We start from the raw sequence: 22,115 nt of genomic DNA on the forward strand, positions 1-22,115 counted from the left end.
TCTGCGTAATCTGTCATAAGAAATTATGCTCTGTAAATATTCCCTAAGTAACAAAACGCCAACATCAGCGATTTCTGGATCCTCTTCACAATCACGGAAACCGGTTACAGTAACCGGTTGCAGACCGTGGAGCAGAGATTAATACTGATTACGTCATTTCCCCTGTATCCCATAAATAATAAGAGTCGATTATGAAACCTATCCGTTTGAGCAGTACCGCTGGTAAGCGAACCAGCAAGGTGGTGAAAGTGGTATATGGAACACCGTGCGGCGTGACTGCGCCCGAAACGATCGTCTGACAGGAGAGCCGTTATGTCTGCCAACCATGCTGCGTTTAACCTGATATTCCGCTTTGTTGAAAACTATGTCAGTCCCATTGCCGGACGCATCTCTTCCCAGCGTCACGTGATGGCCATCCGCGACGGCTTTATCTCCGCCATGCCGTTTATGATTGTCGGCTCGTTCTTACTGGTGTTTGCTTACCCGCCGTTTTCGCCGGACACCACCTGGGGCTTTGCCCGCGCCTGGCTGGATATGGCAAAACAGTTTGAAGGCCAGATCCTCACCCCGTTCGATATGACCATGGGGGTGATGTCCCTCTATATTTGTGCCGCCATCGCCTACAACCTCGGCAAGCACTACGTTAAATCGCACCAGCTTGATCCCTTCATGTGCGCCATGCTGTCGCTGATGGCCTTCCTGCTGATTGCGGCTCCAAAAACCAAAGGCGCGCTGCCGGTGGATAGCCTCGGAGGGACGGGGATATTCACCGCCATTCTGGTGGCGATCTACTGTGTGGAGATGATGCGTTTCCTGAAGGCGCACAATATCGGTATCCGCCTGCCCGATCAGGTGCCGCCGATGATCAAAAACTCCTTCGATCTGCTGATCCCGGTGCTGGTGGTGGTGTTGACCCTCTATCCGTTGAGCCTGTTCATCCAGTCTGAGTTTGGCATGCTGATCCCGCAGGCGATCATGGCTATCTTTAAGCCGCTGGTTTCCGCGGCGGACTCCCTGCCGGCGATCCTGCTGGCGGTGCTGATTGGGCATCTGCTGTGGTTTGCAGGGATCCACGGGGCAGCGATTGTCTCCGGGATGCTGCAGATGTTCTGGCTGACCAACCTCGGCATGAACCAGACCGCACTGGCGCAGAGCGCACCGCTGCCGCACATCTTTATGGAAGCGTTCTGGACCTTCTTTATTGTGATTGGCGGCTCCGGGGCGACCATGGGGCTGGTGTTCTGCTACCTGCGCAGCCGCTCGGCGCACCTGCGTTCGATTGGCCGACTGAGCGTGGTGCCGAGTATTTTCAACATCAATGAGCCGGTGATCTTTGGTACGCCGATCGTGATGAACCCGGTGTTCTTTATTCCGTTCCTGCTGGCACCGATGGTAAACGCCGTACTGGCGTGGGCCGCGATGAAGCTGGATCTGATTGGTCGCGTGATCTCCGTGGTGCCATGGACCGCGCCTGCGCCGGTGGGGGCCGCCTGGGCGCTGGGCTGGGATTTCCGCGCGGCGGTACTGGTGGTGCTGTTAGCTCTTGTCTCCGCCATCATCTACTACCCGTTCTTTAAAGTGTACGAGAAGCAACTTCTGGCCCAGGAGGCCGAAGAGGCCCAGCGTGCCGACGAGGAAAGCCAGCAGGTGGCGTAATAAAAGCAAAACGGCAACCAAAGGTTGCCGTTTTGAGTGTTTGAAGAGGGCCAGGGTGAGGGCACCAGACCGCACCCGTTTATTTAAGCGTACAGTCGCCGCACTGCTGCACGTCCGGCAGGCGATAGCGCTGGCAGCAGGTGCGGCGCACCAGCAGCCCGTCCCGCGGAACCACCGTGCGGAAAAGCGGATTATCACGCCCATCCGACAGCTGGCGGGCAAAGAAGAGGGACTGGCGCAGCGCGTCGACCTTCTCGTCGCCCAGCAGGGTTTTCATTTCGTTCAGATACCAGTGAATCAAATACCCGGTATTGCTCCAGATAAGTTTGCCGTTAATCTCACCCGTCTCTTCCAGCGCCTCAACGACCGGGATCAGCGCCCGGGTAATCAGCACTTCAATTCTTTGCTGCGCAGAAAGCGAGGTCGTCTGGCTGTCTTCCTGCACGTCGATCCAGAAGCAGGCGGCGCGCCCGGTTTCGTGAAACTCAACGTGGAAGTGCTCAGGGGAGAGATCCAGCGCCACGTCCTGGGTGAGCAGGGCCAGCATCATCGGCGGCACCATCAGCCCGATATACCATTGCGCCCACAGCGACAGCAGCGGCTTGTTCTCGCGCGCCAGAGTGGGTTGGTTGCGGTAGATATGATCGGAGTAGGTCGCCAGCAACGACTGCAGTTCGGCAGGGCGTTGCCACTGCGCCAGGGTCAGGGCGTGATGCGGAGGCGTTTCATCCAGTTTGATGACATCCAGCATATGCGCACGCGTCTCAGCAATGGCGTCACGCACCGCATCCGCAAGCCCGGAAGGCCCGGCCGGAAGGCGGGTTTGCCAGATAACATTCTCAATGACGTGTGCGGAGCGTATGGCCATAAGTGAGCTGGATAAAAATCTAAATGATAATGATTGCCAATCCTAACTATAGATAAAACCGTGCGCAAGATTTTTTACACATTTAAGCCCTGCGCTGACAAATGAGAAATTATGTCATATGATATTGGTTATCATTATCGAGTTGAGAGACAGAGTATGTTGAGCAGAGCGTTAGGGAGTGGATGGGGCGTAATACTGCCGGGGGCGATCATTGCCGGGCTGGCTTTTACCGATCTGTCGCTGGCGGTCTGGAAATTGATTATCATGTCGGGATTACTGATGTCATCGGCCATGATCTGGCATAAACAACTGCGGCACTTTGTGCTGCTGCCATCATGTGTCGCGCTCATTGCGGGAATGTGGGTTCTGGCGATGAATCTGAACTGAAAGGGGTGACAAGAGAGAAGGTCAGGGAGAGATAAGATAATTGGTGCGAGGGGGGGGACTCGAACCCCCACATCCTAAGGACACTAACACCTGAAGCTAGCGCGTCTACCAATTCCGCCACCTTCGCACAGTTATCTTATTTTATTGATATCGCCTCGTTGGTGCGAGGGGGGGGACTCGAACCCCCACATCCGTAAGGACACTAACACCTGAAGCTAGCGCGTCTACCAATTCCGCCACCTTCGCCCAGTGCGAGCAATATCAATCATGGTTGTTGGTGCGAGGGGGGGGACTCGAACCCCCACATCCAAAGGACACTAACACCTGAAGCTAGCGCGTCTACCAATTCCGCCACCTTCGCATACCAACGATACAAAAAAAGTATCGTAACCACGGAGGCGCATTCTAGATGTTTTCAGCTATTCGTCAACAGATAATTGTGCCGGATGTTTTGATTGTTGCAAAAATGGCCCGATCGGGGAGATCGGGCCGGAAGGGGACGTTATTTCTTCGCCTGACGGGTCATGATCGCGCGGTAGATCTTGAAGCGACCGGTCTGGGCCAGCACTTCGTGGAAGCCGAAGACTTCATCCAGCACTTTCGGATACGGCAGGAAGGCGTTGGCCACGATGCGCAGCTCGCCGCCGCTGTTCAGATGGCGTACCGCGGTGCGGATCAGCGTTTGCGCGGCTTCGAGGCTGGTCTCCATCCCGTCATGGAACGGTGGGTTGGAGATAATCATATCGAAACGGCCGGTCACGTCGGAGAGCACGTTGGAGGCAAACACTTCCCCCTCAATGCCGTTAGCGGCAAGGGTCGCGCGGCTGGCTTCAATGGCAGAAGCGCCAACGTCGGTGAGGGTCAAACGCACTTTCGGTGAGTGGCTGGCGAGTACGGCAGAGAGCACGCCCGCGCCGCAGCCGACATCCAGCACTTTGCCTTTGGTATGCGGCGTGAAGGTGGAGAGCAGCAGCTGACTGCCGACATCCAGGCCGTCACGGCTGAAGACGCCCGGCAGCGTTTTGATGGTCAGGCCATCCAGCTGGTACTCGCCCCAGTATTTTTCCGCGTCGAAGGTCGGTTTTTTGTCCAGGCGGCCATGATACAGGCCGCAGCGGCGGGCGCTGTCGACTTTGTTCAGGGTGGCGTAATCCGCCAGCATCTGCTCGGCGCTGCGCACGCCGCTGCGGTTTTCACCGATCACGAAGATATCGCAACCCACCGGCAGCAGGGAGAGCAGGTTCATCAGCTGGAACTGGGCTTCGGGTTTGTTCTTCGGCCAGTAGTAGATCAGCGTATCGCAGTCTGCCACGTCGCTCTGCTCAGCCACCAGGCTGTAACGGACGCGCTCACCCATCTGGCGGCTCAGCACCTGCCAGTGGTGATACTGCTGGGTGTGGGCGCGGCTTTCGGCGCACTCGAAACGGGCAGGCAGGTCATCCTGCATATCTCCGGCAAACAGAATACGGCTTTGTTCGAAATCATCACTGTGGCGCAGCAAGACTTCACTTGCCGGGGTAAATGCAGACATGAATTGTTCCTCAATAAACTCAGGCGGGGATTATAGTAGGTAGATGGCGCAGATTCGACACATTTGCTATATTTGCGCGCCTGACAGACAGGAGTTTTCGCAATGGCATCCCGACGAGACAGGCAATTACAGCAACTGGGCATCACCCAGTGGGCGTTGCGCCGCCCGGCGGCCTTGCAGGGCGAAATCGCCATCTCGCTTCCGGCGCACGTTCGTCTGGTGATGGTGGCGCAGAGCCTGCCCGCCCTGAGCGAGCCGCTGGTTGCCGACGTGCTGCGCGCCCTTAAGCTGAGTGCCGATCAGGTGCTGCAGCTGACGCCCGAGCGCGTAGCGATGCTGCCCCCCGAGGGCCGCTGTAACAGCTGGCAACTTGGCGTGACGGAAGAGATAACGCTGGAGGGCGGCAACCTGGCCACTCCGGTACTGGACGAACTTAACGCGAACCCGGCGGCACGTCGCGCGCTGTGGCAACAAATCTGCGAACATGAACACAATTTCTTCCCTCACGACGACTGATTTAGCGCAGGCTTTTGAGATCGAAAAACGCGCCCACGCCTTTCCGTGGAGTGAAAAAACTTTTGCCAGCAACCAGGGCGAGCGTTACCTCAACTATCGGCTGGATGTCGATAATACCCTGGCGGCTTTCGCCATTACGCAGGTCGTTCTGGATGAGGCGACGCTGTTTAACATCGCCGTGGATCCTGCTTATCAGCGCCGTGGGCTGGGCAGAGAACTGCTGGAACATTTAATTCGCGAGCTGGAAGCACGGGACGTTTTCACCCTGTGGCTGGAAGTACGGGCCTCGAACGCCGCCGCCATCGCACTCTATGAAAGCCTGGGCTTCAACGAGGCGACGATCCGCCGTAACTACTACCCCACCGCAGAAGGACGTGAAGACGCCATCATTATGGCTCTGCCGCTTGGATAACTAAAAAAGGTTGTAACGATGAACTGGGACTGGATTTTCTTTGATGCTGACGAAACGCTGTTTACCTTCGATGCGTTCGGCGGCTTACAGCGGATGTTTCTCGACTACAGCGTGACCTTTACCGCTGAAGACTTCCAGGATTACCAGACGGTGAACAAACCGCTGTGGGTGGATTACCAGAACGGGGCGATCACCGCGTTACAGCTGCAGCACCAACGTTTTCAGGGGTGGTCCGAGCGCCTCAACGTTCCGCCAGGGGATCTGAACCACGCCTTCCTTAACGCGATGGCCGAAATCTGCGCCCCCCTGCCGGGTGCCGCGTCGCTGCTCGCCTCCCTGAAAGGCAAGGCGAAGCTCGGGATCATCACCAACGGCTTTACCGCCCTGCAACAGATCCGTCTGGAGCGCACCGGTTTTCGTGACTACTTTGATCTCTTAGTGATCTCCGAACAGGTTGGCGTGGCCAAACCGGCAGCGAAAATCTTCGATTATGCGCTGGCCCAGGCCGGCAACCCTGACCGGGCAAAAGTGCTGATGGTAGGGGATACGGCCGAGTCCGATATTCTCGGCGGAATGAACGCCGGGCTCTCCACCTGCTGGCTGAATGCGCACAACCGCCCCCTGCCGGAGGGGATCCACCCGACCTGGACCGTGACCTCCCTGAGCGAACTGGAGCAACTCCTGTGTAAACACTGATTGCCTCCCCCCCATTGATGGGTAAAATAGCCGCAATTTTTCGTATTCATCATGCGTGGCGTGTCGCCGCGCTTACTAAGAAGATTAATTATGACGTTGTCTCCTTATCTGCAAGAGGTGGCCAAGCGCCGTACTTTTGCCATTATCTCTCACCCGGATGCCGGTAAAACTACCATCACCGAAAAGGTGCTGCTGTTCGGACAGGCGATCCAGACCGCCGGTACGGTAAAAGGCCGTGGCTCCAGCCAGCATGCAAAATCTGACTGGATGGAGATGGAAAAGCAGCGTGGTATCTCCATCACCACCTCCGTGATGCAGTTCCCGTATCACGACTGCCTGGTGAACCTGCTCGATACCCCGGGTCACGAAGACTTCTCCGAAGATACCTACCGTACCCTGACGGCGGTGGACTGCTGCCTGATGGTGATCGATGCCGCGAAAGGGGTTGAAGATCGTACCCGCAAGCTGATGGAAGTTACCCGTCTGCGCGACACGCCGATCCTCACCTTTATGAACAAACTCGACCGTGACATCCGCGATCCGATGGAAGTGATGGACGAAGTGGAGCGCGAGCTGAAGATCGCCTGTGCGCCAATTACCTGGCCTATTGGCTGCGGCAAACTGTTTAAAGGCGTCTACCACCTTTATAAAGACGAAACCTACCTGTATCAGACCGGTAAAGGTCACACCATCCAGGAGGTTCGCGTCGTTAAAGGGCTGGATAACCCGGAGCTGAACGCGGCGGTCGGCGATGAGCTGGCAGAGCAGCTGCGCGACGAGCTGGAGCTGGTGAAAGGCGCTTCCCATGAGTTCGACCAGGATCTGTTCCTCGCGGGTGAAATCACTCCGGTCTTCTTCGGTACGGCGCTGGGTAACTTCGGCGTAGACCATATGCTGGATGGCCTGGTGGAGTGGGCACCGCAGCCGATGCCGCGCAACACCGACACCCGTGAAGTGGTCGCCAGCGAAGAGAAGTTCACCGGCTTCGTGTTTAAGATCCAGGCCAACATGGACCCGAAACACCGCGACCGCGTAGCCTTTATGCGCGTGGTGTCCGGTAAGTATGAAAAGGGCATGAAGCTGCGCCAGGTGCGTACCGGTAAAGACGTGGTGATCTCCGATGCGCTGACCTTTATGGCCGGTGACCGTTCCCACGTGGAAGAGGCCTACCCGGGCGATATCATTGGTCTGCATAACCACGGCACCATCCAGATCGGTGACACCTTCACCCAGGGCGAGATGATGAAGTTCACCGGTATTCCGAACTTCGCGCCGGAGCTGTTCCGTCGTATCCGCCTGCGGGATCCGCTGAAGCAGAAACAGCTGCTGAAAGGGCTGGTTCAGCTGTCGGAAGAGGGTGCAGTGCAGGTGTTCCGCCCCATCTCCAATAACGATCTGATTGTGGGTGCTGTCGGTGTGCTGCAGTTCGACGTGGTCGTTGCTCGCCTGAAGAGCGAATATAATGTTGAAGCGATCTACGAATCGGTCAACGTGGCGACGGCACGCTGGGTTGAGTGTTCTGACGTGAAGAAATTCGAAGAATTTAAGCGTAAGAACGAGATCCAGCTGGCGCTGGACGGCGGCGATAACCTCACCTATATCGCCCCAACCATGGTTAACCTGAACCTGGCGCACGATCGTTACCCGGATGTTCAGTTCCGCAAAACCCGCGAGCATTAATCCCTTCTCAGAGCACGGCAGCCGCCGTGCTCTGCTTAAATCCCTGCCTTTTTAAACCCTTACGGAATGTTCTTAATTCATCATCTTTTGTTACTTGTTGCTCGTTTTTTAGCCAATTCTGAAAGCAGCGTCGCGAGAGTGATCTATATTTAACTCAGTGTTTAACACCGGGCGCAGATGAAAGCTCCACTCAATGCGTGTTGATAAGGTTCTCATCTCGCCCGAGTGTTGATTGAAAGTATGAAAGACTACTTACACGTGATGTTTGACGCTCGAATTCGGAGCAAACCACAGGAATACATCGATGAATACTAAAAAACTGAAGATTTCGAAAACTCTGCTGGCGGTAATGATGGGTAGCGCTCTGGTATGCGGTTCTGCAATGGCAGAAACCACAGCCACGGAAAAAGCGCACTCCACAGCAAATACCGCTGGAGAAAAAATCGATAACTCTATGAATAAAGTCGGTAACTTCATGGATGACAGCTCTATCACAGCGAAAGTAAAAGCTGCCCTGGTAGACGCTGATGATATCAAGAGCACCGATATTTCCGTAGAAACCGAGAAAAATGTGGTCACCCTGAGTGGCTTTGTCGAAAGCCAGGCGCAGGCTGAGAAAGCCGTTGCCGTGGCGAAAAAGGTAGAGGGTGTGACCTCTGTCAGCGACAAACTGCACGTGCGTGACGGCAAAGAGCAGTCTGCCAAAGGCTATGCCGGCGATACTGCAACTACCAGCGAAATCAAAGCTAAACTGTTAGCTGATGACATCGTGCCATCACGTAAAGTGAAAGTTGAAACCACTGATGGTGTCGTTCAGCTGAGCGGTACGGTGGAGTCTAAGGCACAAAGTGACCGTGCTGAAAGCATCGCAAAAGCCATTGATGGCGTGAAAAGCGTTAAAAACGATCTGAAAGTTAAATAAAACACGACAATCGTCCTTCTGGCTGAGGCCAGAAGGCGAGATAAGAATTACACCTTAGATATCGCCGTGAGCAACCTGAGCGCTCACCATGCGGTCGACATTAACTATGGTTAAGGAGAGTCTTATGTTTCGTTGGGGCATCATTTTTCTGGTTATCGCGTTAATTGCCGCCGCTCTGGGTTTTGGTGGTCTGGCGGGTACCGCGGCGGGCGCGGCGAAAATTGTCTTCGTCGTCGGTATTATCCTGTTCCTGGTTAGCCTGTTCACCGGACGCCGTCGTCCATAGCTCAGGTTATGAGTACGTGACGAAAAAGGCTCATGCTCTGCATGAGCCTTTTTTTATGCCTGACGTTTGCCCGCATCCGATTTGAGTAAAACACCCGGTGTACGCTACTGTGTAGTAACAGAATAAATAAAAAAACAGGAAAGCAGAGGTGGGGCAGCGAATTCCGGTAACGCTCGGCAACATTGCGCCGCTGGCGCTGAAACCTTTTCGACCAGGTCAGATTGCCCTGGTGTGTGAGGGCGGCGGACAGCGAGGGATCTTCACGGCTGGCGTGCTGGACGAATTTATGCGCGCGCAGTTTAATCCGTTCGATCTCTATTTCGGCACCTCCGCCGGGGCGCAGAATCTCTCGGCCTACGTCTGTAATCAGCCGGGTTACGCCCGCAAAGTGATTATGCGTTACACCACCTCCCGCGACTTCTTCGATCCGCTGCGCTTTGTGCGCGGCGGTAATCTGATCGATCTTGACTGGCTACTGGATGCCACTGCCAGCAAAATGCCGCTGGCAATGGACAACGCTTCGCGGCTGTTCGATACCGGAAAAGCTTTCTGGATGTGCGCCTGTCGCGGCGACGACTACTCGGCCAGCTATTTCTCCCCGCAAAAGGAGAACTGGCTGGATATCCTGCGCGCCACCAGTGCCATCCCCGGCTTCTACCGCACCGGTGCGGCACTGGACGGCATCGCCTATCTCGACGGCGGGGTCAGCGACGCGATCCCGGTGCAGGAGGCGGCCCGACGCGGGGCCCAGACCATCGTGGTGATCCGCACCGTGCCGTCACAGATGTACTATACGCCGCAATGGTTTAAGCGGATGGAGCGCTGGCTGGGCGACAGCAGCCTGCAGCCAATGCTGAATCTGGTTTCCCATCACGAGGCCAGCTACCACACTATCCAGCGTTTTATCGAGAAGCCGCCGGGCAAGCTCAGGATCTTTGAAATCTATCCCCCGCGCCCGCTCAACAGCATGGCGCTGGGCAGCCGCGTGCCCGCCCTGCGGGACGACTACAAAACCGGACGCCTGTGCGGGCGTTATTTCCTGGCTACGGTGGGCAAACTGCTGGCCGCGCAGCCGCCGCTGCGTCGGATCATCGTTCCGACCACGACGGTGGTGCCTCCGGCAAGCGTGGCCAACGATGTGGTCCCTACGCCGCTGGTGATGGCCCCTGAGGCCAATGACACCCTGTTTGATAACGAGGATCTGGCGTGACTTACCGCTTTATCGATACCCATTGCCACTTTGATTTCCCCCCTTTTACCGACGATGAACCCGCCAGCATCCAGCGTGCCGCCGAGGCCGGGGTGATAGGGATTATTGTGCCAGCCATTGATGTGGCAAGCATCGATCGCGTCCTGCGCCTCGGGGCGCGCTATCCTGCGCTCTATATGGCCCTGGGGCTGCATCCGATTGTGATCGAATCCCATCAGGATGCGCACCTGGACCAGCTCGAAGCGGCGCTCGCGACGCGGCCAGAGAGGCTGGTGGCGGTGGGGGAGATCGGCCTCGATCTCTATCGCGAGGATCCGCACTTCGATCGTCAGGAGGCGATCCTCGACGCGCAGCTCAGGCTGGCGAAACGCTACGATCTGCCGGTGATCCTCCACTCCCGGCGCACCCACGACAAACTGGCGATGCACCTCAAGCGTCAGGATCTGCCCCGGACCGGGGTGGTACACGGTTTTGCCGGCAGCCTGCAACAGGCGCAGCGCTTTGTGGAGATGGGCTATAAAATCGGCGTCGGGGGCACTATTACCTATCCCCGGGCCAGCAAAACCCGGGATGTGATGGCGCAGCTACCGCTCTCCGCCCTGCTGCTGGAAACGGACGCCCCCGATATGCCGCTCAACGGTTATCAGGGCCAGCCGAACCGCCCGGAGCAGGCGGCGCGGGTATTTGCTACGTTGTGTGAACTGCGTGACGAGCCAGCGGATGAGATCGCCGACGCGCTGCTGCACAACACCCGCACGCTGTTCGACCTGCCGCTATAAGTAGAGTGCCGGGCGGATCACCCTGATCCGCTCCCGCTCCAGCACCTCCGCCAGCGGTTCGACATCCTCCTGCGTAGCGCTCTGCCAGTGCCGGGCTTCGCCATAGACGCCGTGCGCGTGAAAGGCGTTGATCCTGACCGGCACATCCCCTAAGCGGCGAATAAAAGCCACCAGCTCCCGGCGGTGCGTCAGATAGTCACAGCGATCCGGGATCACCAGCAGACGCAGCTCGCTCAGCCGGTTGTGGGCGGCCAGCCAGCGGATGCTGTGCTTGATGAGGGCGTTGTCGCGTCCGGTCAGGTAGCGGTGGTGGGCAGGGTCCCAGGCCTTGAGATCCAGCATCGCTCCGTCAAACACCGGCAGCAGTTTTTGCCAGCCGGTCTCGCTTAACAGGCCGTTGCTGTCCACCAGACATGACAACTGCTGCAGCTGCGGATCGGCTTTCAGGGCTGAAAACAGCGCCACCAGGAACGGCAATTGGGTGGTGGCTTCCCCGCCGCTGACGGTGATGCCGGAGATAAAGGGCGACACCTTGCGGACCTCGGCCATCACCTCCTCCACGCTGAAACGCAGCGCCATCGGTGTCGCCTGCTGGGGGCACAGCTGCAGACAGGTATCGCACTGCTGGCAATGCGCGTCATCCCACCATACCCGTCCGGCCTGAATGTTCAGCGCCTCATGCGGGCAGTGCGGCACGCAGGCGGCGCAGTCGTTGCACCGGCCTATCGTCCACGGGTTATGGCAGGTTTTACAGCGCAGGTTACAGCCCTGCAGAAACAGGGCCAGGCGACTGCCCGGCCCGTCGACGCAGGAGAAGGGGATAACCTTACTGACTAAAGCGCATCTGTTGTTCATGGCTTATCACGCGCGGCTGGCGCTCCAGGATGCGGGTGTTGCGGGCGGCCTCTTCACCCAGCCAGGTGGTATTGGTGCGTGAGCCTTCGGCGCGGTATTTCTCCAGATCGGAAAGCCGCACCATATAGCCGGTGACGCGGACCAGATCGTTACCCGCGACATTGGCGCTGAACTCGCGCATTCCGGCGCGGAAGGCGCCCAGGCAAAGCTCCACCACCGCCTGCGGATTGCGCTTGATGGTTTCATCCAGGGTCAGGATGTCGCTGATCCCGGCGTGATAGTGCCGGTGATGCGGTGCCACCGCCAGCAGATGACTGATGGGGTCGGGCTCATCGCCATAGGGCAGGCGCGCCCCCGGCGTGGTGCCGACGTCAGAGCTGATCCCCGACTGGGCATGCAGCAGGGCGCGCTGCTTCCAGCCATGTCTGACCGGGGTGTTTTCCACAAAGGCCGCTAACTGTTCGCTGATGCGGTACCCCAGCGCATTAGCCTGCGGATTCTTACCGTAACGCCCCTTAATCCCGGCTTTCTCGCACAGCACGTTCACCGCTTCGGCCAGGCCATACATACCGAACATCGGCACAAAACGGTCGGGATCGATCAGCCCTTCTTTCACCAGGAAGCTATTCTCAAAGAAACCGGATTGCTGGTAGAGGACGTCGCAGCGGGCATCGATGATGGCGATCTGCTGCTGACAGTAGTGCGGCAGCGTGCGGGTGAAGAACGCGTCCAGCGTATCGCTCTGTTCGGCGATGGCTTTCAGGTTGAGGCGCACCAGGGTGCTGCCCCCGCCCGCCAGCGGCAGGGAGTTGTAACAGCTGACGACGCCAAAACCATTTTTTGTGAAAATTTTATCATTTTCCGGCCCGTTGGCGATATGCGGCTTGCTGCATTCACAGATGTTGCTGGCCACCTCCAGCAGCAAATCGTCCGGGGTGATCGCCGGGTCATAAATAAAGGTCAGATTGGGTGAAACCTGCTTCAGCTCGGCATCCGCGCGTAAAATAGCGCGCGTCACCGGACCATCGGCTGGGCCAATATTTGCATGAACGAAGGCATCCGGCAGGGTGCGATCGAGATAGCGCCAGAAACGTTTTATTCGAATATCGATTTCTTCTTGTGTTAGAATTCTAACATACGGCTGCAGCAGCGTATCGAGATGGCCGAGGAACACCGGCATGCCGGTCACGGACGGAACATGGTGGTAAAGGATGGTTAACAGCGACAGGGCATCGTCCAGATCCTGCGCCCCTTCCAGTTCCAGCCATGCCGAGCCCTGTTTCAGGAACAACGCATAGTCGGGTAACACATAGCGCGGTTTGTAGGGTGCATGGCCCTCAAACATATCGCAGATAAAACCCGCCTCCAGCGCCTGGCGTGCTTCGGGGGCCAGGGTCGGGTAGGGCAGGTTGTTTTCCGCCTCCAGCGCCAGAAAGTGGCGTTTTTGTTCGGGGCTTAACACCGGGCTTGTCACAATTTGCTGGCAACGTTGTTGCAGGGCATCGGGGCTGGAGGGGGACATGGTCGCTTCCTTATTGTTCTGCAGTGATGGGGAAGGATTGTAGAAAGAGTCCCGTCCGCCGCCTTTGATCCCGCGCGTGTGCCTGACGCTTTAATCCGCAGTTGCAGCTAAATTATTTGAAGTGGATCTCATTACGGTTATGCAAATTTGTACGCGTATTTCATTAACTGTGATGAATGTCGAAGTGAGAATGCGGGTGGATGTTAGAATACTCACAGACCCGCAAGGTAAAATTTTACGGCTATACGCCGGGAGAATGTTATGACCGATTTAACCGCAAGCAGCCTGCGCGCCCTGAAACTGATGGATCTGACCACCCTGAATGACGACGACACCAACGAGAAAGTGATCGCCCTGTGTCATCAGGCGAAAACCGCAGTGGGCAACACCGCGGCTGTCTGTATCTATCCGCGTTTCATTCCGATTGCGCGTAAAACCCTGAAAGAGCAGGGTACGCCGGACGTGCGCATCGCCACCGTCACCAACTTCCCGCACGGTAACGACGACATCGAAATCGCGCTGGCAGAGACCCGCGCCGCTATCGCTTACGGTGCTGACGAAGTGGACGTGGTCTTCCCGTACCGCGCGCTGATCGCTGGTAACGAGCAGGTCGGTTTCGATCTGGTGAGAGCCTGTAAAGAGGCCTGCGCCGCGGCAAACGTGCTGCTGAAAGTGATCATCGAAACCGGCGAGCTGAAAGAAGAGGCGCTGATTCGTAAAGCCTCTGAAATCTCTATCAAAGCGGGTGCTGATTTCATTAAAACCTCTACCGGTAAAGTGCCGGTCAACGCGACCCCGGAAAGCGCACGCATCATGATGGAAGTGATCCGCGATATGGGCGTGGAAAAAACCGTGGGCTTCAAACCGGCAGGCGGCGTGCGTACCGCTGAAGACGCGCAGCAGTTCCTGGCGATTGCCGACGAGCTGTTCGGGGCCGACTGGGCCGACTCCCGTCACTACCGCTTTGGCGCATCCAGCCTGCTGGCCAGCCTGCTGAAAGCGCTGGGTCACGGCGATGGTAAGAGCGCAAGCAGCTACTAAGATTTGAATTGCCGGGTGGCGCTACGCTTACCCGGCCTACTTTCGGGAGGTTACCGTGTTTCTCGCACAAGAAATTATTCGTAAAAAACGTGATGGTCATGCTTTAAGCGACGAAGAGATCCGTTTCTTTATCAACGGCATTCGCGACAATACCATCTCTGAAGGGCAGATTGCGGCCCTGGCGATGACCATTTTCTTCCACGATATGGCGATGCCGGAGCGCGTGTCGCTGACCATGGCGATGCGGGATTCAGGAACCGTTCTGGACTGGAAGAGCCTTAACCTCAACGGCCCGATTGTGGATAAACACTCCACCGGCGGCGTGGGTGACGTGACCTCCCTGATGCTGGGCCCGATGGTGGCAGCCTGCGGCGGTTACATCCCGATGATCTCCGGGCGCGGCCTGGGCCATACCGGCGGCACGCTCGACAAACTGGAAGCCATTCCGGGCTTCGATATCTTCCCGGATGACAACCGCTTCCGCGACATTATTAAGGACGTTGGTGTGGCGATTATCGGCCAGACCAGCTCCCTTGCCCCGGCGGATAAGCGTTTTTACGCCACGCGTGACATTACCGCGACCGTCGACTCCATCCCGCTGATTACCGCCTCGATCCTCGCCAAAAAACTGGCCGAAGGTCTGGATGCGCTGGTGATGGATGTCAAAGTGGGCAGCGGCGCCTTTATGCCGACCTATGAACTCTCTGCTGCGCTGGCCGAAGCGATCGTTGGCGTCTCCAACGGCGCAGGCGTGCGCACCACCGCGCTGCTCACCGATATGAACCAGGTGCTGGCCTCCAGCGCCGGTAACGCGGTTGAAGTGCGCGAAGCGGTGCAGTTCCTGACCGGCGAATACCGTAACCCGCGCCTGTTCGACGTGACCATGGCGCTGTGCGTTGAGATGCTGATCTCCGGTAATCTGGCGAAAGATGACGCTGAAGCCCGTACTAAACTGCAGGCAGTGCTGGATAACGGCAAAGCGGCCGAGATCTTTGGCCGCATGGTTGCTGCCCAGAAAGGCCCGACCGATTTCGTGGAAAACTACGCGAAATACCTGCCTACCGCGATGCTCAGCAAAGCCGTTTATGCAGATACCGAAGGTTTCGTTTCCGCAATGGACACCCGCGCGCTGGGTATGGCGGTAGTGTCGATGGGCGGCGGTCGTCGTCAGGCATCCGACACCATCGATTACAGCGTCGGCTTCACCGAAATGGCCCGTCTGGGCGACAGCGTTGACGGTCAACGTCCGCTGGCGGTGATCCACGCCAAAGATGAAAACAGCTGGCAGGATGCGGCGAAAGCCGTGAAGGCCGCCATCACCCTGGCAGATAAAGCGCCAGAAAGCACACCGACCGTCTATCGTCGCATTACCGAATAGCGGTATACTGATCTGATCGCTTTTTTACGAAGCACTGAGTACGGAGAACATATGAAACGTGCATTTATTATGGTGCTGGACTCATTCGGCATCGGCGCTACAGAAGACGCAGATCGTTTTGGTGACACCGGTGCAGACACCATGGGTCACATCGCAGAAGCCTGTGCAAAAGGCGAAGCGAACACTGGCCGTCAGGGCCCGCTGAATCTGCCAAACCTGACGCGTCTGGGTCTGGTAAAAGCCCACGAAGGCTCTACCGGCAACGTCGCCGCAGGTATGGATGGCAATGCGGAAGTGGTGGGTGCCTACGCCTGGGCGCACGAGCTCTCTTCCGGGAAAGACACCCCGTCAGGGCACTGGGAGATCGCCGGTGTGCCGGTTCTGTTCGACTGGGGCTACTTCTCTGACCACGAAAATAGCTTCCCGCAGGAGCTGCTGGATAAGCTGGTAGAACGCGGCAACCTGCCGGGCTACCTCGGTAACTGCCACTCTTCCGGTACCGTGATTCTGGATCAGCTCGGCGAAGAGCACATGAAAACCGGCAAGCCGATCTTCTACACCTCGGCGGACTCCGTGTTCCAGATCGCCTGTCACGAAGAGACCTTTGGTCTGGATCGCCTGTACGAGCTGTGTGAAATCGCCCGTGAAGAGCTGACCGAAGGCGGCTACAACATTGGCCGCGTGATTGCGCGTCCGTTTGTTGGCGACAAGGCGGGTAACTTCCAGCGTACCGGCAACCGTCACGACCTGGCCGTTGAGCCACCAGCACCGACCGTGCTGCAAAAACTGGTTGATGAGAAAAAGGGCCAGGTGGTTTCCGTGGGTAAAATCGCGGATATCTACGCCAACTGCGGCATCACCAAAAAAGTGAAAGCCACCGGTCTGGACGCGCTGTTCGACGCTACCGTCAAAGAGATGAAAGACGCGGGCGACAACACCATCGTCTTCACCAACTTCGTAGACTTCGACTCCTCCTGGGGCCACCGTCGCGACGTCGCGGGCTATGCGGCCGGTCTGGAACTGTTTGACCGCCGTCTGCCGGAGCTGATGGAGCTGGTGGGGGAAGATGACATTCTGATCCTGACCGCGGACCACGGCTGCGACCCAACCTGGACCGGTACCGACCACACCCGTGAGCACATTCCGGTGCTGGTGTACGGCCCGAAAGTCAAACCAGGTTCGCTGGGCCACCGTGAAACCTTCGCGGATATCGGCCAGACCATCGCGAAATACTTTGGTACGTCTGACATGGAATATGGCAAGGCCATGTTCTGAGGTCATTGCCGGGTGGCGGCTGCGCCTTACCCGGCCTACAAAACCGTAGGCCCGGTAAGCGAAGCGCCACCGGGCAAAAAAATTCAAATGAAAAGGAACTGAAGATGGCAACTCCTCATATTAATGCAGAGATGGGTGATTTCGCTGACGTCGTATTGATGCCGGGCGACCCGCTGCGCGCGAAGCACATTGCAGAAACCTTCCTCGAAGACGTGCGTGAAGTGAACAACGTGCGCGGCATGCTGGGCTTCACCGGTACCTACAAAGGCCGCAAAATCTCCGTCATGGGTCACGGCATGGGTATCCCATCCTGCTCCATCTACACCAAAGAGCTGATCACCGACTTCGGCGTGAAGAAAATCATCCGCGTGGGCTCCTGTGGTGCCGTGCGTATGGACGTGAAACTGCGTGACATCGTGATTGGTATGGGTGCCTGCACCGATTCCAAAGTGAACCGCATGCGTTTTAAAGATCACGACTTCGCGGCCATTGCTGACTTCGGCATGGTGCGTGACGCGGTTGACGCGGCCAAAGCGCTGGGCGTTGAAGCACGCGTGGGCAACATCTTCTCTGCGGATCTGTTCTATGCGCCGGACGGCGGCGAGATGTTCGACGTGATGGAGAAATACGGCATCCTGGGCGTGGAAATGGAAGCGGCAGGCATCTACGGCGTAGCGGCTGAGTTTGGTGCAAAAGCGCTGACCATCTGCACCGTGTCTGACCATATCCGTACTCACGAGCAGACCACTGCCGCTGAGCGTCAGACCACCTTCAACGACATGATCAAAATCGCGCTGGAATCCGTTCTGCTGGGCGATAAAGAGTAAGAGCTGTTGTGCCGGGTGGCGGCTTCGCCTGACCCGGCCTACGGTTTTCCAGGCCCGCTAAGCGTAGCGCCAGCGGGCTTTTTACTACCGCACCGCCCGCGCAATCCACGCCGACAGCTCCCGCAACTCCTTTTCCTGCTCCGGAAAATCGCCAGTCAGTGCGTCGCATTCCTGCTGCAGCCTGTCCGCCCGGTACAAACAGCCCTGTAAGCGTGCCGCGAGTGCTTCCAGCGGTGCCGGATTCAGACTATCGGTAAAGACCTGCGTGCGGGTGATATGGCCTTTCTCCACGTCGAAGTGCAGCTCCACGCCGCCCCAGGTAAAACGCTCATCCAGCAGGTGCGAGAAGGCAGGGGCCTGACCGAAGTTCCACTCCCAGCTGCTCTGGCGGGCAAAGGTCTCGGCGAAGTTTGGCAGATCCGGGGTCTTGTCCGGGGAGATCACTTCCGCTTCCACGCGCTCGCCGTAATGGGCAAAAAACGCCTCGCGTACGGCCTCACAGATCTGCTCGTGAGTGATCCCCGGCAGCAGTTCGACCAGATTCGCTACCCGGCCGCGCACGGAGGTAATCCCTTTGGCCTGTAGCTTTTTCTTGTCGGGATTCAGGTAGTTCGCCAGGCGGCTGAGATCGGCGTTCAGCAGCAGGGTGCCGTGGTGGAAACCACGGTCCATCGTTTCGCGATAGGCAGAGCCGGACACTTTGCGATCCCCGTCCGGCGTTTTGACCACCAGATCGTTACGTCCGGAGGCTTCAGCCGTCACGCCGAGCGAATTGAGCGCGTTGAGGACAATCGACGTGGAGATGGTTTTATCGTACTCCGGTTTCCCCGCCATAAAGGTAAAGCAGGTATTGCCGAGGTCGTGGAACACTGCGCCACCGCCGCTGCTGCGACGCGCCAGACGCACGTTGTCCTCTTCCATACGTCGGGTGTTGCACTCTTTCCACGGATTTTGCGCCCGGCCAATGACCACCGTATCGGCGTTGCGCCACAGGAACAGCACCCGCTGCGTGGCGGGCATCTGACGGAAGATGCACTCTTCTACCGCGAGATTAAACCAGGGATCGTAAGAGTCAGAGATAAGCAGGCGTAAGGTCGTCATGGCAAAGTTCCTTTTCTGAATCGTCCGGCTACTTTACCACTATTCCTTCTTCTCGCTCTCTTCCTCTTCCGGTACCGACTTGCTGGCGGTGAGCAGGAATGGCGACTGCTGCCAGCGGGTGCGTTTGCCCTGGAGCAGCGTGCGGGTCAGGACCACGCCAATCGCCAGCGACAGGAGCAGCATCAGGCGCAGGATGTTAGTGGTGTTATCCACCTGCTTCGCCTCGGTGGCCAGAGTATGGGTGTCGAGGGTCAGACGCAGATAGCCGAGCGGCCCGTTTTTGCCCTGAATCGGCTCCACCAGCTGCTGATTAAAATAGCCGCCGGCTTTTTTACCATCCAGCGCCAGCCTGTCGCGCACCTCCACATGCTCGCCGGCCCGGGCGATGAGCGCGCCCTCGTTGTCATAGACGCTGGCATCGAGAATGCGGCTCTCGTCGGTCAGCAGACGCAGCACCTGCGCAATGCGCTTTTCATCCGGCGATTCGGTACGCATCAGAGGGGCGACATTGAGCGAGACCTGACGCGCCAGGGTGTGCGCCAGCTCTTCAAGCTGCGGGTTACGCTGTCGTTGATGATTCTGGCTGAACCAGGATGCGCCCTGCATCAGCGCCACTAACAGGGCCAGACAGGAGAGGACAATCACGGCACGATGAAGCCGGAATTTCAGTTTTGCACGAGCCATATTCCACCTGCTGAAAATTTTCGGGGTTAATGTTGCCAGAAGTGATGGTTACAAGGTAGCCTCATGCGTTATTTTCCCCCCCTGGATGATTCCCGGCGCGAACGATTTTACAGGAGCTTTAATGCCAAACATTACCTGGTGCGACCTGCCCAATGATGTCTCTCTCTGGCCAGGATTGCCGCTCTCATTAAGTGGCGATGAGGTAATGCCACTGGATTACCATGCTGGCCGTAGCGGCTGGCTGCTGTATGGACGCGGCCTGGATAAACAGCAGTTAACTCAGTATCAGAGCAAGCTGGGTGCCGCGATGGTGATCGTCGCCGCCTGGTGCGTGGAAGATTATCAGGTCATCCGCCTGGCCGGTTCCCTGACCCAGCGCGCTACCCGTCTGGCGCACGACGCCGGGCTGGATGTGGCTCCGCTCGGTAAAATCCCGCACCTGAAAACCCCGGGGCTGCTGGTGATGGACATGGACTCCACCGCCATTCAGATCGAGTGCATCGACGAGATCGCCAAACTGGCCGGTACCGGCGAGATGGTGGCCGAAGTGACCGAGCGCGCCATGCGCGGCGAGCTGGACTTCACCGCCAGCCTGAAACAGCGCGTGGCGACCCTGAAGGATGCCGACGCCAATATCCTTATGCAGGTGCGTGAAACGCTGCCGTTGATGCCGGGGCTGGTGCAGCTGGTGCTGAAGCTGGAAACCCTGGGCTGGAAAGTGGCTATCGCCTCCGGCGGCTTTACCTTCTTTGCCGAGTATCTGCGCGACAAGCTGCGCCTGGATGCGGTGGTTGCCAACGAACTGGAGATCCGAGACGGGAAGCTGACCGGCAACGTGGTTGGCCAGATCGTCGATGCCCAGTTTAAGGCCAGCACCCTGACGCGACTGGCGGAAAAGTATGATATCCCGGTTGCCCAGACGGTGGCGATTGGCGACGGCGCGAACGATCTGCCGATGATTAAAGTGGCCGGGCTTGGCATTGCTTACCATGCCAAACCGACCGTGAATGAAAAGACGGAAGTCATTATCCGTCATGCTGACCTGATGGGGGTGTTCTGCATTCTCTCCGGCAGCGTGAATCAGAAATAAAGAGGTAAAACGTGGCGAAAGCTCCAAAACGCGCATTTGTCTGTAATGAATGTGGTGCGGATTATCCGCGCTGGCAGGGGCAGTGCAGCGCCTGTCATGCCTGGAACACCATCACCGAAGTGCGCGGAGTTGCCGCTTCACCTACCGTAGCCCGTAACGAGCGTCTGAGCGGTTACGCAGGCAACGCGGGCGTATCGAAAGTCCAGAAGCTCTCCGACATCAGCCTTGAAGCCCTGCCGCGCTTCTCCACCGGGTTTAAAGAGTTCGACCGGGTGCTGGGCGGCGGCGTGGTCCCGGGGAGCGCCATTCTGATTGGCGGGAGCCCGGGTGCCGGGAAATCCACCCTGCTGCTGCAAACCCTGTGCAAACTCGCGTCCCAGATGAAGACCCTGTACGTCACCGGGGAAGAGTCCCTGCAGCAGGTGGCGATGCGCGCGCACCGCCTGGCATTGCCGACCCAGGATCTGAATATGCTCTCTGAAACCAGCATCGAGCAGATCTGCATGATTGCTGAAGAAGAGCAGCCGAAGCTGATGGTGATCGACTCCATCCAGGTGATGCACATGGCCGACGTGCAGTCGTCGCCGGGCAGCGTGGCCCAGGTGCGTGAGACCGCAGCCTACCTGACGCGCTTCGCCAAAACCCGCGGCGTGGCGATCATCATGGTCGGTCACGTCACCAAAGACGGTGCCCTGGCCGGTCCGAAGGTCCTCGAGCACTGTATCGACTGCTCCGTAATGCTGGATGGCGATGCCGATACCCGTTTCCGTACCCTGCGCAGCCATAAAAACCGCTTTGGAGCGGTGAATGAGCTGGGCGTGTTTGCCATGACCGAGCAGGGGCTGCGTGAAGTCAGTAACCCGTCGGCCATCTTCCTGAGCCGCGGTGATGAAGTCACCTCCGGCAGTTCGGTGATGGTGGTCTGGGAAGGGACACGCCCGCTGCTGGTGGAGATCCAGGCGCTGGTCGATCATTCGATGATGGGTAACCCGCGTCGCGTGGCGGTGGGTCTGGAACAAAACCGTCTGGCGATTTTGCTGGCGGTGCTGCACCGTCACGGCGGCCTGCAGATGGCGGATCAGGACGTCTTCGTCAACGTGGTCGGTGGGGTAAAAGTGACCGAAACCAGCGCCGACCTCGCGCTGTTGTTGGCGATGGTCTCCAGCCTGCGCGACCGACCGTTGCCCCAGGATCTGGTGGTGTTTGGCGAAGTCGGGCTGGCGGGAGAGATCCGTCCGGTGCCGAGCGGCCAGGAGCGGATCTCCGAGGCGGCAAAACACGGCTTCCGCCGGGCGATTGTGCCCGCCGCCAACGTGCCGAAAAAGCTGCCGGAAGGGATGACGGTCTTTCCCGTTAAAAAACTCTCTGATGCGCTAAGTGTTTTTGACGACTTATAATT

22 protein-coding genes and 3 tRNA genes are annotated in these 22,115 nt (G+C 57.9%); 16 read left to right on the forward strand and 9 right to left on the reverse strand.

The window, feature by feature from the left end; all coding sequences use genetic code 11:
- Window positions 1-312 precede the first annotated feature (312 nt).
- Window positions 313-1,656 (forward strand): PTS sugar transporter subunit IIC, encoded by a 1,344-nt coding sequence (locus WFO70_RS13410; RefSeq protein WP_336657930.1) that lies wholly within the window; start codon window positions 313-315, stop codon window positions 1,654-1,656.
- A gap of 79 nt (window positions 1,657-1,735) precedes the next feature.
- On the opposite strand, the gene fhuF is transcribed toward WFO70_RS13410, so the two are convergent.
- A complete protein-coding gene (fhuF, locus tag WFO70_RS13415) occupies window positions 1,736-2,524 on the reverse strand; it encodes a siderophore-iron reductase FhuF (RefSeq protein ID WP_337016816.1) in 789 nt (262 codons plus the stop codon).
- A 156-nt stretch (window positions 2,525-2,680) separates the two neighbouring features.
- Here fhuF and WFO70_RS13420 point away from each other — a divergent pair, with 156 nt between their 5' ends.
- A complete protein-coding gene (locus WFO70_RS13420) occupies window positions 2,681-2,911 on the forward strand; it encodes a DUF1435 domain-containing protein (RefSeq protein WP_337016817.1) in 231 nt (76 codons plus the stop codon).
- A 41-nt stretch (window positions 2,912-2,952) separates the two neighbouring features.
- On the opposite strand, the gene WFO70_RS13425 is transcribed toward WFO70_RS13420, so the two are convergent.
- The 4 genes from WFO70_RS13425 to rsmC all read right to left on the reverse strand — a co-directional run bounded on the left by WFO70_RS13425 (window position 2,953) and on the right by rsmC (window position 4,442).
- Window positions 2,953-3,038 (reverse strand) — tRNA-Leu (locus WFO70_RS13425).
- A 32-nt stretch (window positions 3,039-3,070) separates the two neighbouring features.
- A tRNA-Leu gene (locus tag WFO70_RS13430) sits at window positions 3,071-3,157 on the reverse strand.
- 29 nt (window positions 3,158-3,186) lie between these two features.
- Window positions 3,187-3,272: transfer RNA gene (locus WFO70_RS13435), tRNA-Leu, on the reverse strand.
- Between the two features lie 141 nt (window positions 3,273-3,413).
- Window positions 3,414-4,442: a 16S rRNA (guanine(1207)-N(2))-methyltransferase RsmC gene (rsmC, locus tag WFO70_RS13440; RefSeq protein ID WP_159340017.1), complete on the reverse strand. Its 1,029-nt coding sequence runs from the start codon at window positions 4,440-4,442 to the stop codon at window positions 3,414-3,416.
- 102 nt (window positions 4,443-4,544) lie between these two features.
- On the opposite strand from rsmC, the gene WFO70_RS13445 reads away from it, so the two are divergent.
- The 8 genes from WFO70_RS13445 to WFO70_RS13480 all read left to right on the forward strand — a co-directional run bounded on the left by WFO70_RS13445 (window position 4,545) and on the right by WFO70_RS13480 (window position 10,943).
- Entirely contained in the window at window positions 4,545-4,958 is a 414-nt protein-coding gene (locus WFO70_RS13445; RefSeq protein WP_337016818.1) for a DNA polymerase III subunit psi, read from the forward strand.
- Window positions 4,927-5,370, forward strand: a complete 444-nt coding sequence (gene rimI / locus WFO70_RS13450) for a ribosomal protein S18-alanine N-acetyltransferase (protein ID WP_337016819.1) — start codon at window positions 4,927-4,929, stop codon at window positions 5,368-5,370. The genes WFO70_RS13445 and rimI overlap by 32 nt, the downstream gene beginning before the upstream one ends.
- An 18-nt stretch (window positions 5,371-5,388) precedes the next feature.
- On the forward strand, window positions 5,389-6,066 hold the full coding sequence (yjjG, locus tag WFO70_RS13455) for a pyrimidine 5'-nucleotidase (RefSeq protein WP_337016820.1): 678 nt from the start codon (window positions 5,389-5,391) through the stop codon (window positions 6,064-6,066).
- A gap of 90 nt (window positions 6,067-6,156) precedes the next feature.
- Window positions 6,157-7,746 (forward strand): peptide chain release factor 3, encoded by a 1,590-nt coding sequence (prfC, locus tag WFO70_RS13460; RefSeq protein ID WP_142488147.1) that lies wholly within the window; start codon window positions 6,157-6,159, stop codon window positions 7,744-7,746.
- A gap of 304 nt (window positions 7,747-8,050) precedes the next feature.
- Window positions 8,051-8,668: a molecular chaperone OsmY gene (gene osmY, locus WFO70_RS13465; protein ID WP_337016821.1), complete on the forward strand. Its 618-nt coding sequence runs from the start codon at window positions 8,051-8,053 to the stop codon at window positions 8,666-8,668.
- Window positions 8,669-8,792: 124 nt separating this feature from the next.
- The gene (locus tag WFO70_RS13470) at window positions 8,793-8,954 is read left to right on the forward strand and encodes a DUF1328 domain-containing protein (RefSeq protein WP_002887716.1); all 162 of its coding nucleotides are present in this window, start codon (window positions 8,793-8,795) and stop codon (window positions 8,952-8,954) included.
- A 148-nt stretch (window positions 8,955-9,102) separates the two neighbouring features.
- Window positions 9,103-10,164, forward strand: a complete 1,062-nt coding sequence (locus WFO70_RS13475) for a patatin-like phospholipase family protein (protein WP_337016822.1) — start codon at window positions 9,103-9,105, stop codon at window positions 10,162-10,164.
- A complete protein-coding gene (locus WFO70_RS13480; protein ID WP_337016823.1) occupies window positions 10,161-10,943 on the forward strand; it encodes a metal-dependent hydrolase in 783 nt (260 codons plus the stop codon). The genes WFO70_RS13475 and WFO70_RS13480 overlap by 4 nt, the downstream gene beginning before the upstream one ends.
- Here the strand turns inward: WFO70_RS13480 and WFO70_RS13485 are convergent.
- Both WFO70_RS13485 and WFO70_RS13490 read right to left on the reverse strand, forming a co-directional pair.
- Window positions 10,938-11,798 carry a YjjW family glycine radical enzyme activase gene (locus WFO70_RS13485; protein ID WP_337016824.1) on the reverse strand — a complete coding sequence of 287 codons (861 nt, stop codon included), beginning with the start codon at window positions 11,796-11,798 and terminating at the stop codon, window positions 10,938-10,940. The genes WFO70_RS13480 and WFO70_RS13485 overlap by 6 nt on opposite strands.
- Complete coding sequence (locus WFO70_RS13490; RefSeq protein WP_337016825.1) at window positions 11,770-13,320, reverse strand: YjjI family glycine radical enzyme; 1,551 nt, start codon at window positions 13,318-13,320, stop codon at window positions 11,770-11,772. Before WFO70_RS13490 ends, WFO70_RS13485 begins: the two co-directional genes overlap by 29 nt.
- Before the next feature lie 261 nt (window positions 13,321-13,581).
- On the opposite strand from WFO70_RS13490, the gene deoC reads away from it, so the two are divergent.
- The 4 genes from deoC to deoD all read left to right on the forward strand — a co-directional run bounded on the left by deoC (window position 13,582) and on the right by deoD (window position 17,841).
- Complete coding sequence (gene deoC, locus WFO70_RS13495; RefSeq protein ID WP_337016826.1) at window positions 13,582-14,361, forward strand: deoxyribose-phosphate aldolase; 780 nt, start codon at window positions 13,582-13,584, stop codon at window positions 14,359-14,361.
- A 55-nt stretch (window positions 14,362-14,416) separates the two neighbouring features.
- Window positions 14,417-15,739: a thymidine phosphorylase gene (gene deoA / locus WFO70_RS13500; RefSeq protein WP_337016827.1), complete on the forward strand. Its 1,323-nt coding sequence runs from the start codon at window positions 14,417-14,419 to the stop codon at window positions 15,737-15,739.
- 51 nt (window positions 15,740-15,790) lie between these two features.
- Window positions 15,791-17,014 carry a phosphopentomutase gene (gene deoB, locus WFO70_RS13505; protein WP_337016828.1) on the forward strand — a complete coding sequence of 408 codons (1,224 nt, stop codon included), beginning with the start codon at window positions 15,791-15,793 and terminating at the stop codon, window positions 17,012-17,014.
- A 104-nt stretch (window positions 17,015-17,118) separates the two neighbouring features.
- Window positions 17,119-17,841: a purine-nucleoside phosphorylase gene (gene deoD, locus WFO70_RS13510; RefSeq protein WP_010427122.1), complete on the forward strand. Its 723-nt coding sequence runs from the start codon at window positions 17,119-17,121 to the stop codon at window positions 17,839-17,841.
- Between the two features lie 84 nt (window positions 17,842-17,925).
- Here the strand turns inward: deoD and lplA are convergent, their stop codons facing one another.
- Together lplA and WFO70_RS13520 are read right to left on the reverse strand one after the other, a co-directional pair.
- Window positions 17,926-18,942: a lipoate--protein ligase LplA gene (gene lplA / locus WFO70_RS13515; RefSeq protein WP_337016829.1), complete on the reverse strand. Its 1,017-nt coding sequence runs from the start codon at window positions 18,940-18,942 to the stop codon at window positions 17,926-17,928.
- 39 nt (window positions 18,943-18,981) lie between these two features.
- Window positions 18,982-19,626, reverse strand: a complete 645-nt coding sequence (locus tag WFO70_RS13520) for a YtjB family periplasmic protein (RefSeq protein ID WP_337016830.1) — start codon at window positions 19,624-19,626, stop codon at window positions 18,982-18,984.
- Between the two features lie 121 nt (window positions 19,627-19,747).
- On the opposite strand from WFO70_RS13520, the gene serB reads away from it, so the two are divergent.
- Window positions 19,748-20,716, forward strand: a complete 969-nt coding sequence (gene serB / locus WFO70_RS13525; RefSeq protein ID WP_337016831.1) for a phosphoserine phosphatase — start codon at window positions 19,748-19,750, stop codon at window positions 20,714-20,716.
- Window positions 20,717-20,727: 11 nt separating this feature from the next.
- Window positions 20,728-22,113 (forward strand): DNA repair protein RadA, encoded by a 1,386-nt coding sequence (radA, locus tag WFO70_RS13530; protein WP_106994158.1) that lies wholly within the window; start codon window positions 20,728-20,730, stop codon window positions 22,111-22,113.
- Window positions 22,114-22,115: the final 2 nt, after the last annotated feature.

It is taken from the genome of Leclercia sp. AS011, assembly GCF_037152535.1.
Taxonomy (GTDB): domain Bacteria; phylum Pseudomonadota; class Gammaproteobacteria; order Enterobacterales; family Enterobacteriaceae; genus Enterobacter.

What these genes read in the sequence shown, in the direction of transcription:
- WFO70_RS13410 (WP_336657930.1), top strand. Translation starts at nt 313, where the DNA reads ATGTCTGCCAACCATGCTGCGTTTAACCTGATATTCCGCTTTGTTGAA.
- fhuF (WP_337016816.1), bottom strand. Translation starts at nt 2,524, where the DNA reads ATGGCCATACGCTCCGCACACGTCATTGAGAATGTTATCTGGCAAACC.
- WFO70_RS13420 (WP_337016817.1), top strand. Translation starts at nt 2,681, where the DNA reads ATGTTGAGCAGAGCGTTAGGGAGTGGATGGGGCGTAATACTGCCGGGG.
- rsmC (WP_159340017.1), bottom strand. Translation starts at nt 4,442, where the DNA reads ATGTCTGCATTTACCCCGGCAAGTGAAGTCTTGCTGCGCCACAGTGAT.
- WFO70_RS13445 (WP_337016818.1), top strand. Translation starts at nt 4,545, where the DNA reads ATGGCATCCCGACGAGACAGGCAATTACAGCAACTGGGCATCACCCAG.
- rimI (WP_337016819.1), top strand. Translation starts at nt 4,927, where the DNA reads ATGAACACAATTTCTTCCCTCACGACGACTGATTTAGCGCAGGCTTTT.
- yjjG (WP_337016820.1), top strand. Translation starts at nt 5,389, where the DNA reads ATGAACTGGGACTGGATTTTCTTTGATGCTGACGAAACGCTGTTTACC.
- prfC (WP_142488147.1), top strand. Translation starts at nt 6,157, where the DNA reads ATGACGTTGTCTCCTTATCTGCAAGAGGTGGCCAAGCGCCGTACTTTT.
- osmY (WP_337016821.1), top strand. Translation starts at nt 8,051, where the DNA reads ATGAATACTAAAAAACTGAAGATTTCGAAAACTCTGCTGGCGGTAATG.
- WFO70_RS13470 (WP_002887716.1), top strand. Translation starts at nt 8,793, where the DNA reads ATGTTTCGTTGGGGCATCATTTTTCTGGTTATCGCGTTAATTGCCGCC.
- WFO70_RS13485 (WP_337016824.1), bottom strand. Translation starts at nt 11,798, where the DNA reads ATGAACAACAGATGCGCTTTAGTCAGTAAGGTTATCCCCTTCTCCTGC.
- WFO70_RS13490 (WP_337016825.1), bottom strand. Translation starts at nt 13,320, where the DNA reads ATGTCCCCCTCCAGCCCCGATGCCCTGCAACAACGTTGCCAGCAAATT.
- deoC (WP_337016826.1), top strand. Translation starts at nt 13,582, where the DNA reads ATGACCGATTTAACCGCAAGCAGCCTGCGCGCCCTGAAACTGATGGAT.
- deoB (WP_337016828.1), top strand. Translation starts at nt 15,791, where the DNA reads ATGAAACGTGCATTTATTATGGTGCTGGACTCATTCGGCATCGGCGCT.
- deoD (WP_010427122.1), top strand. Translation starts at nt 17,119, where the DNA reads ATGGCAACTCCTCATATTAATGCAGAGATGGGTGATTTCGCTGACGTC.
- lplA (WP_337016829.1), bottom strand. Translation starts at nt 18,942, where the DNA reads ATGACGACCTTACGCCTGCTTATCTCTGACTCTTACGATCCCTGGTTT.
- WFO70_RS13520 (WP_337016830.1), bottom strand. Translation starts at nt 19,626, where the DNA reads ATGGCTCGTGCAAAACTGAAATTCCGGCTTCATCGTGCCGTGATTGTC.
- serB (WP_337016831.1), top strand. Translation starts at nt 19,748, where the DNA reads ATGCCAAACATTACCTGGTGCGACCTGCCCAATGATGTCTCTCTCTGG.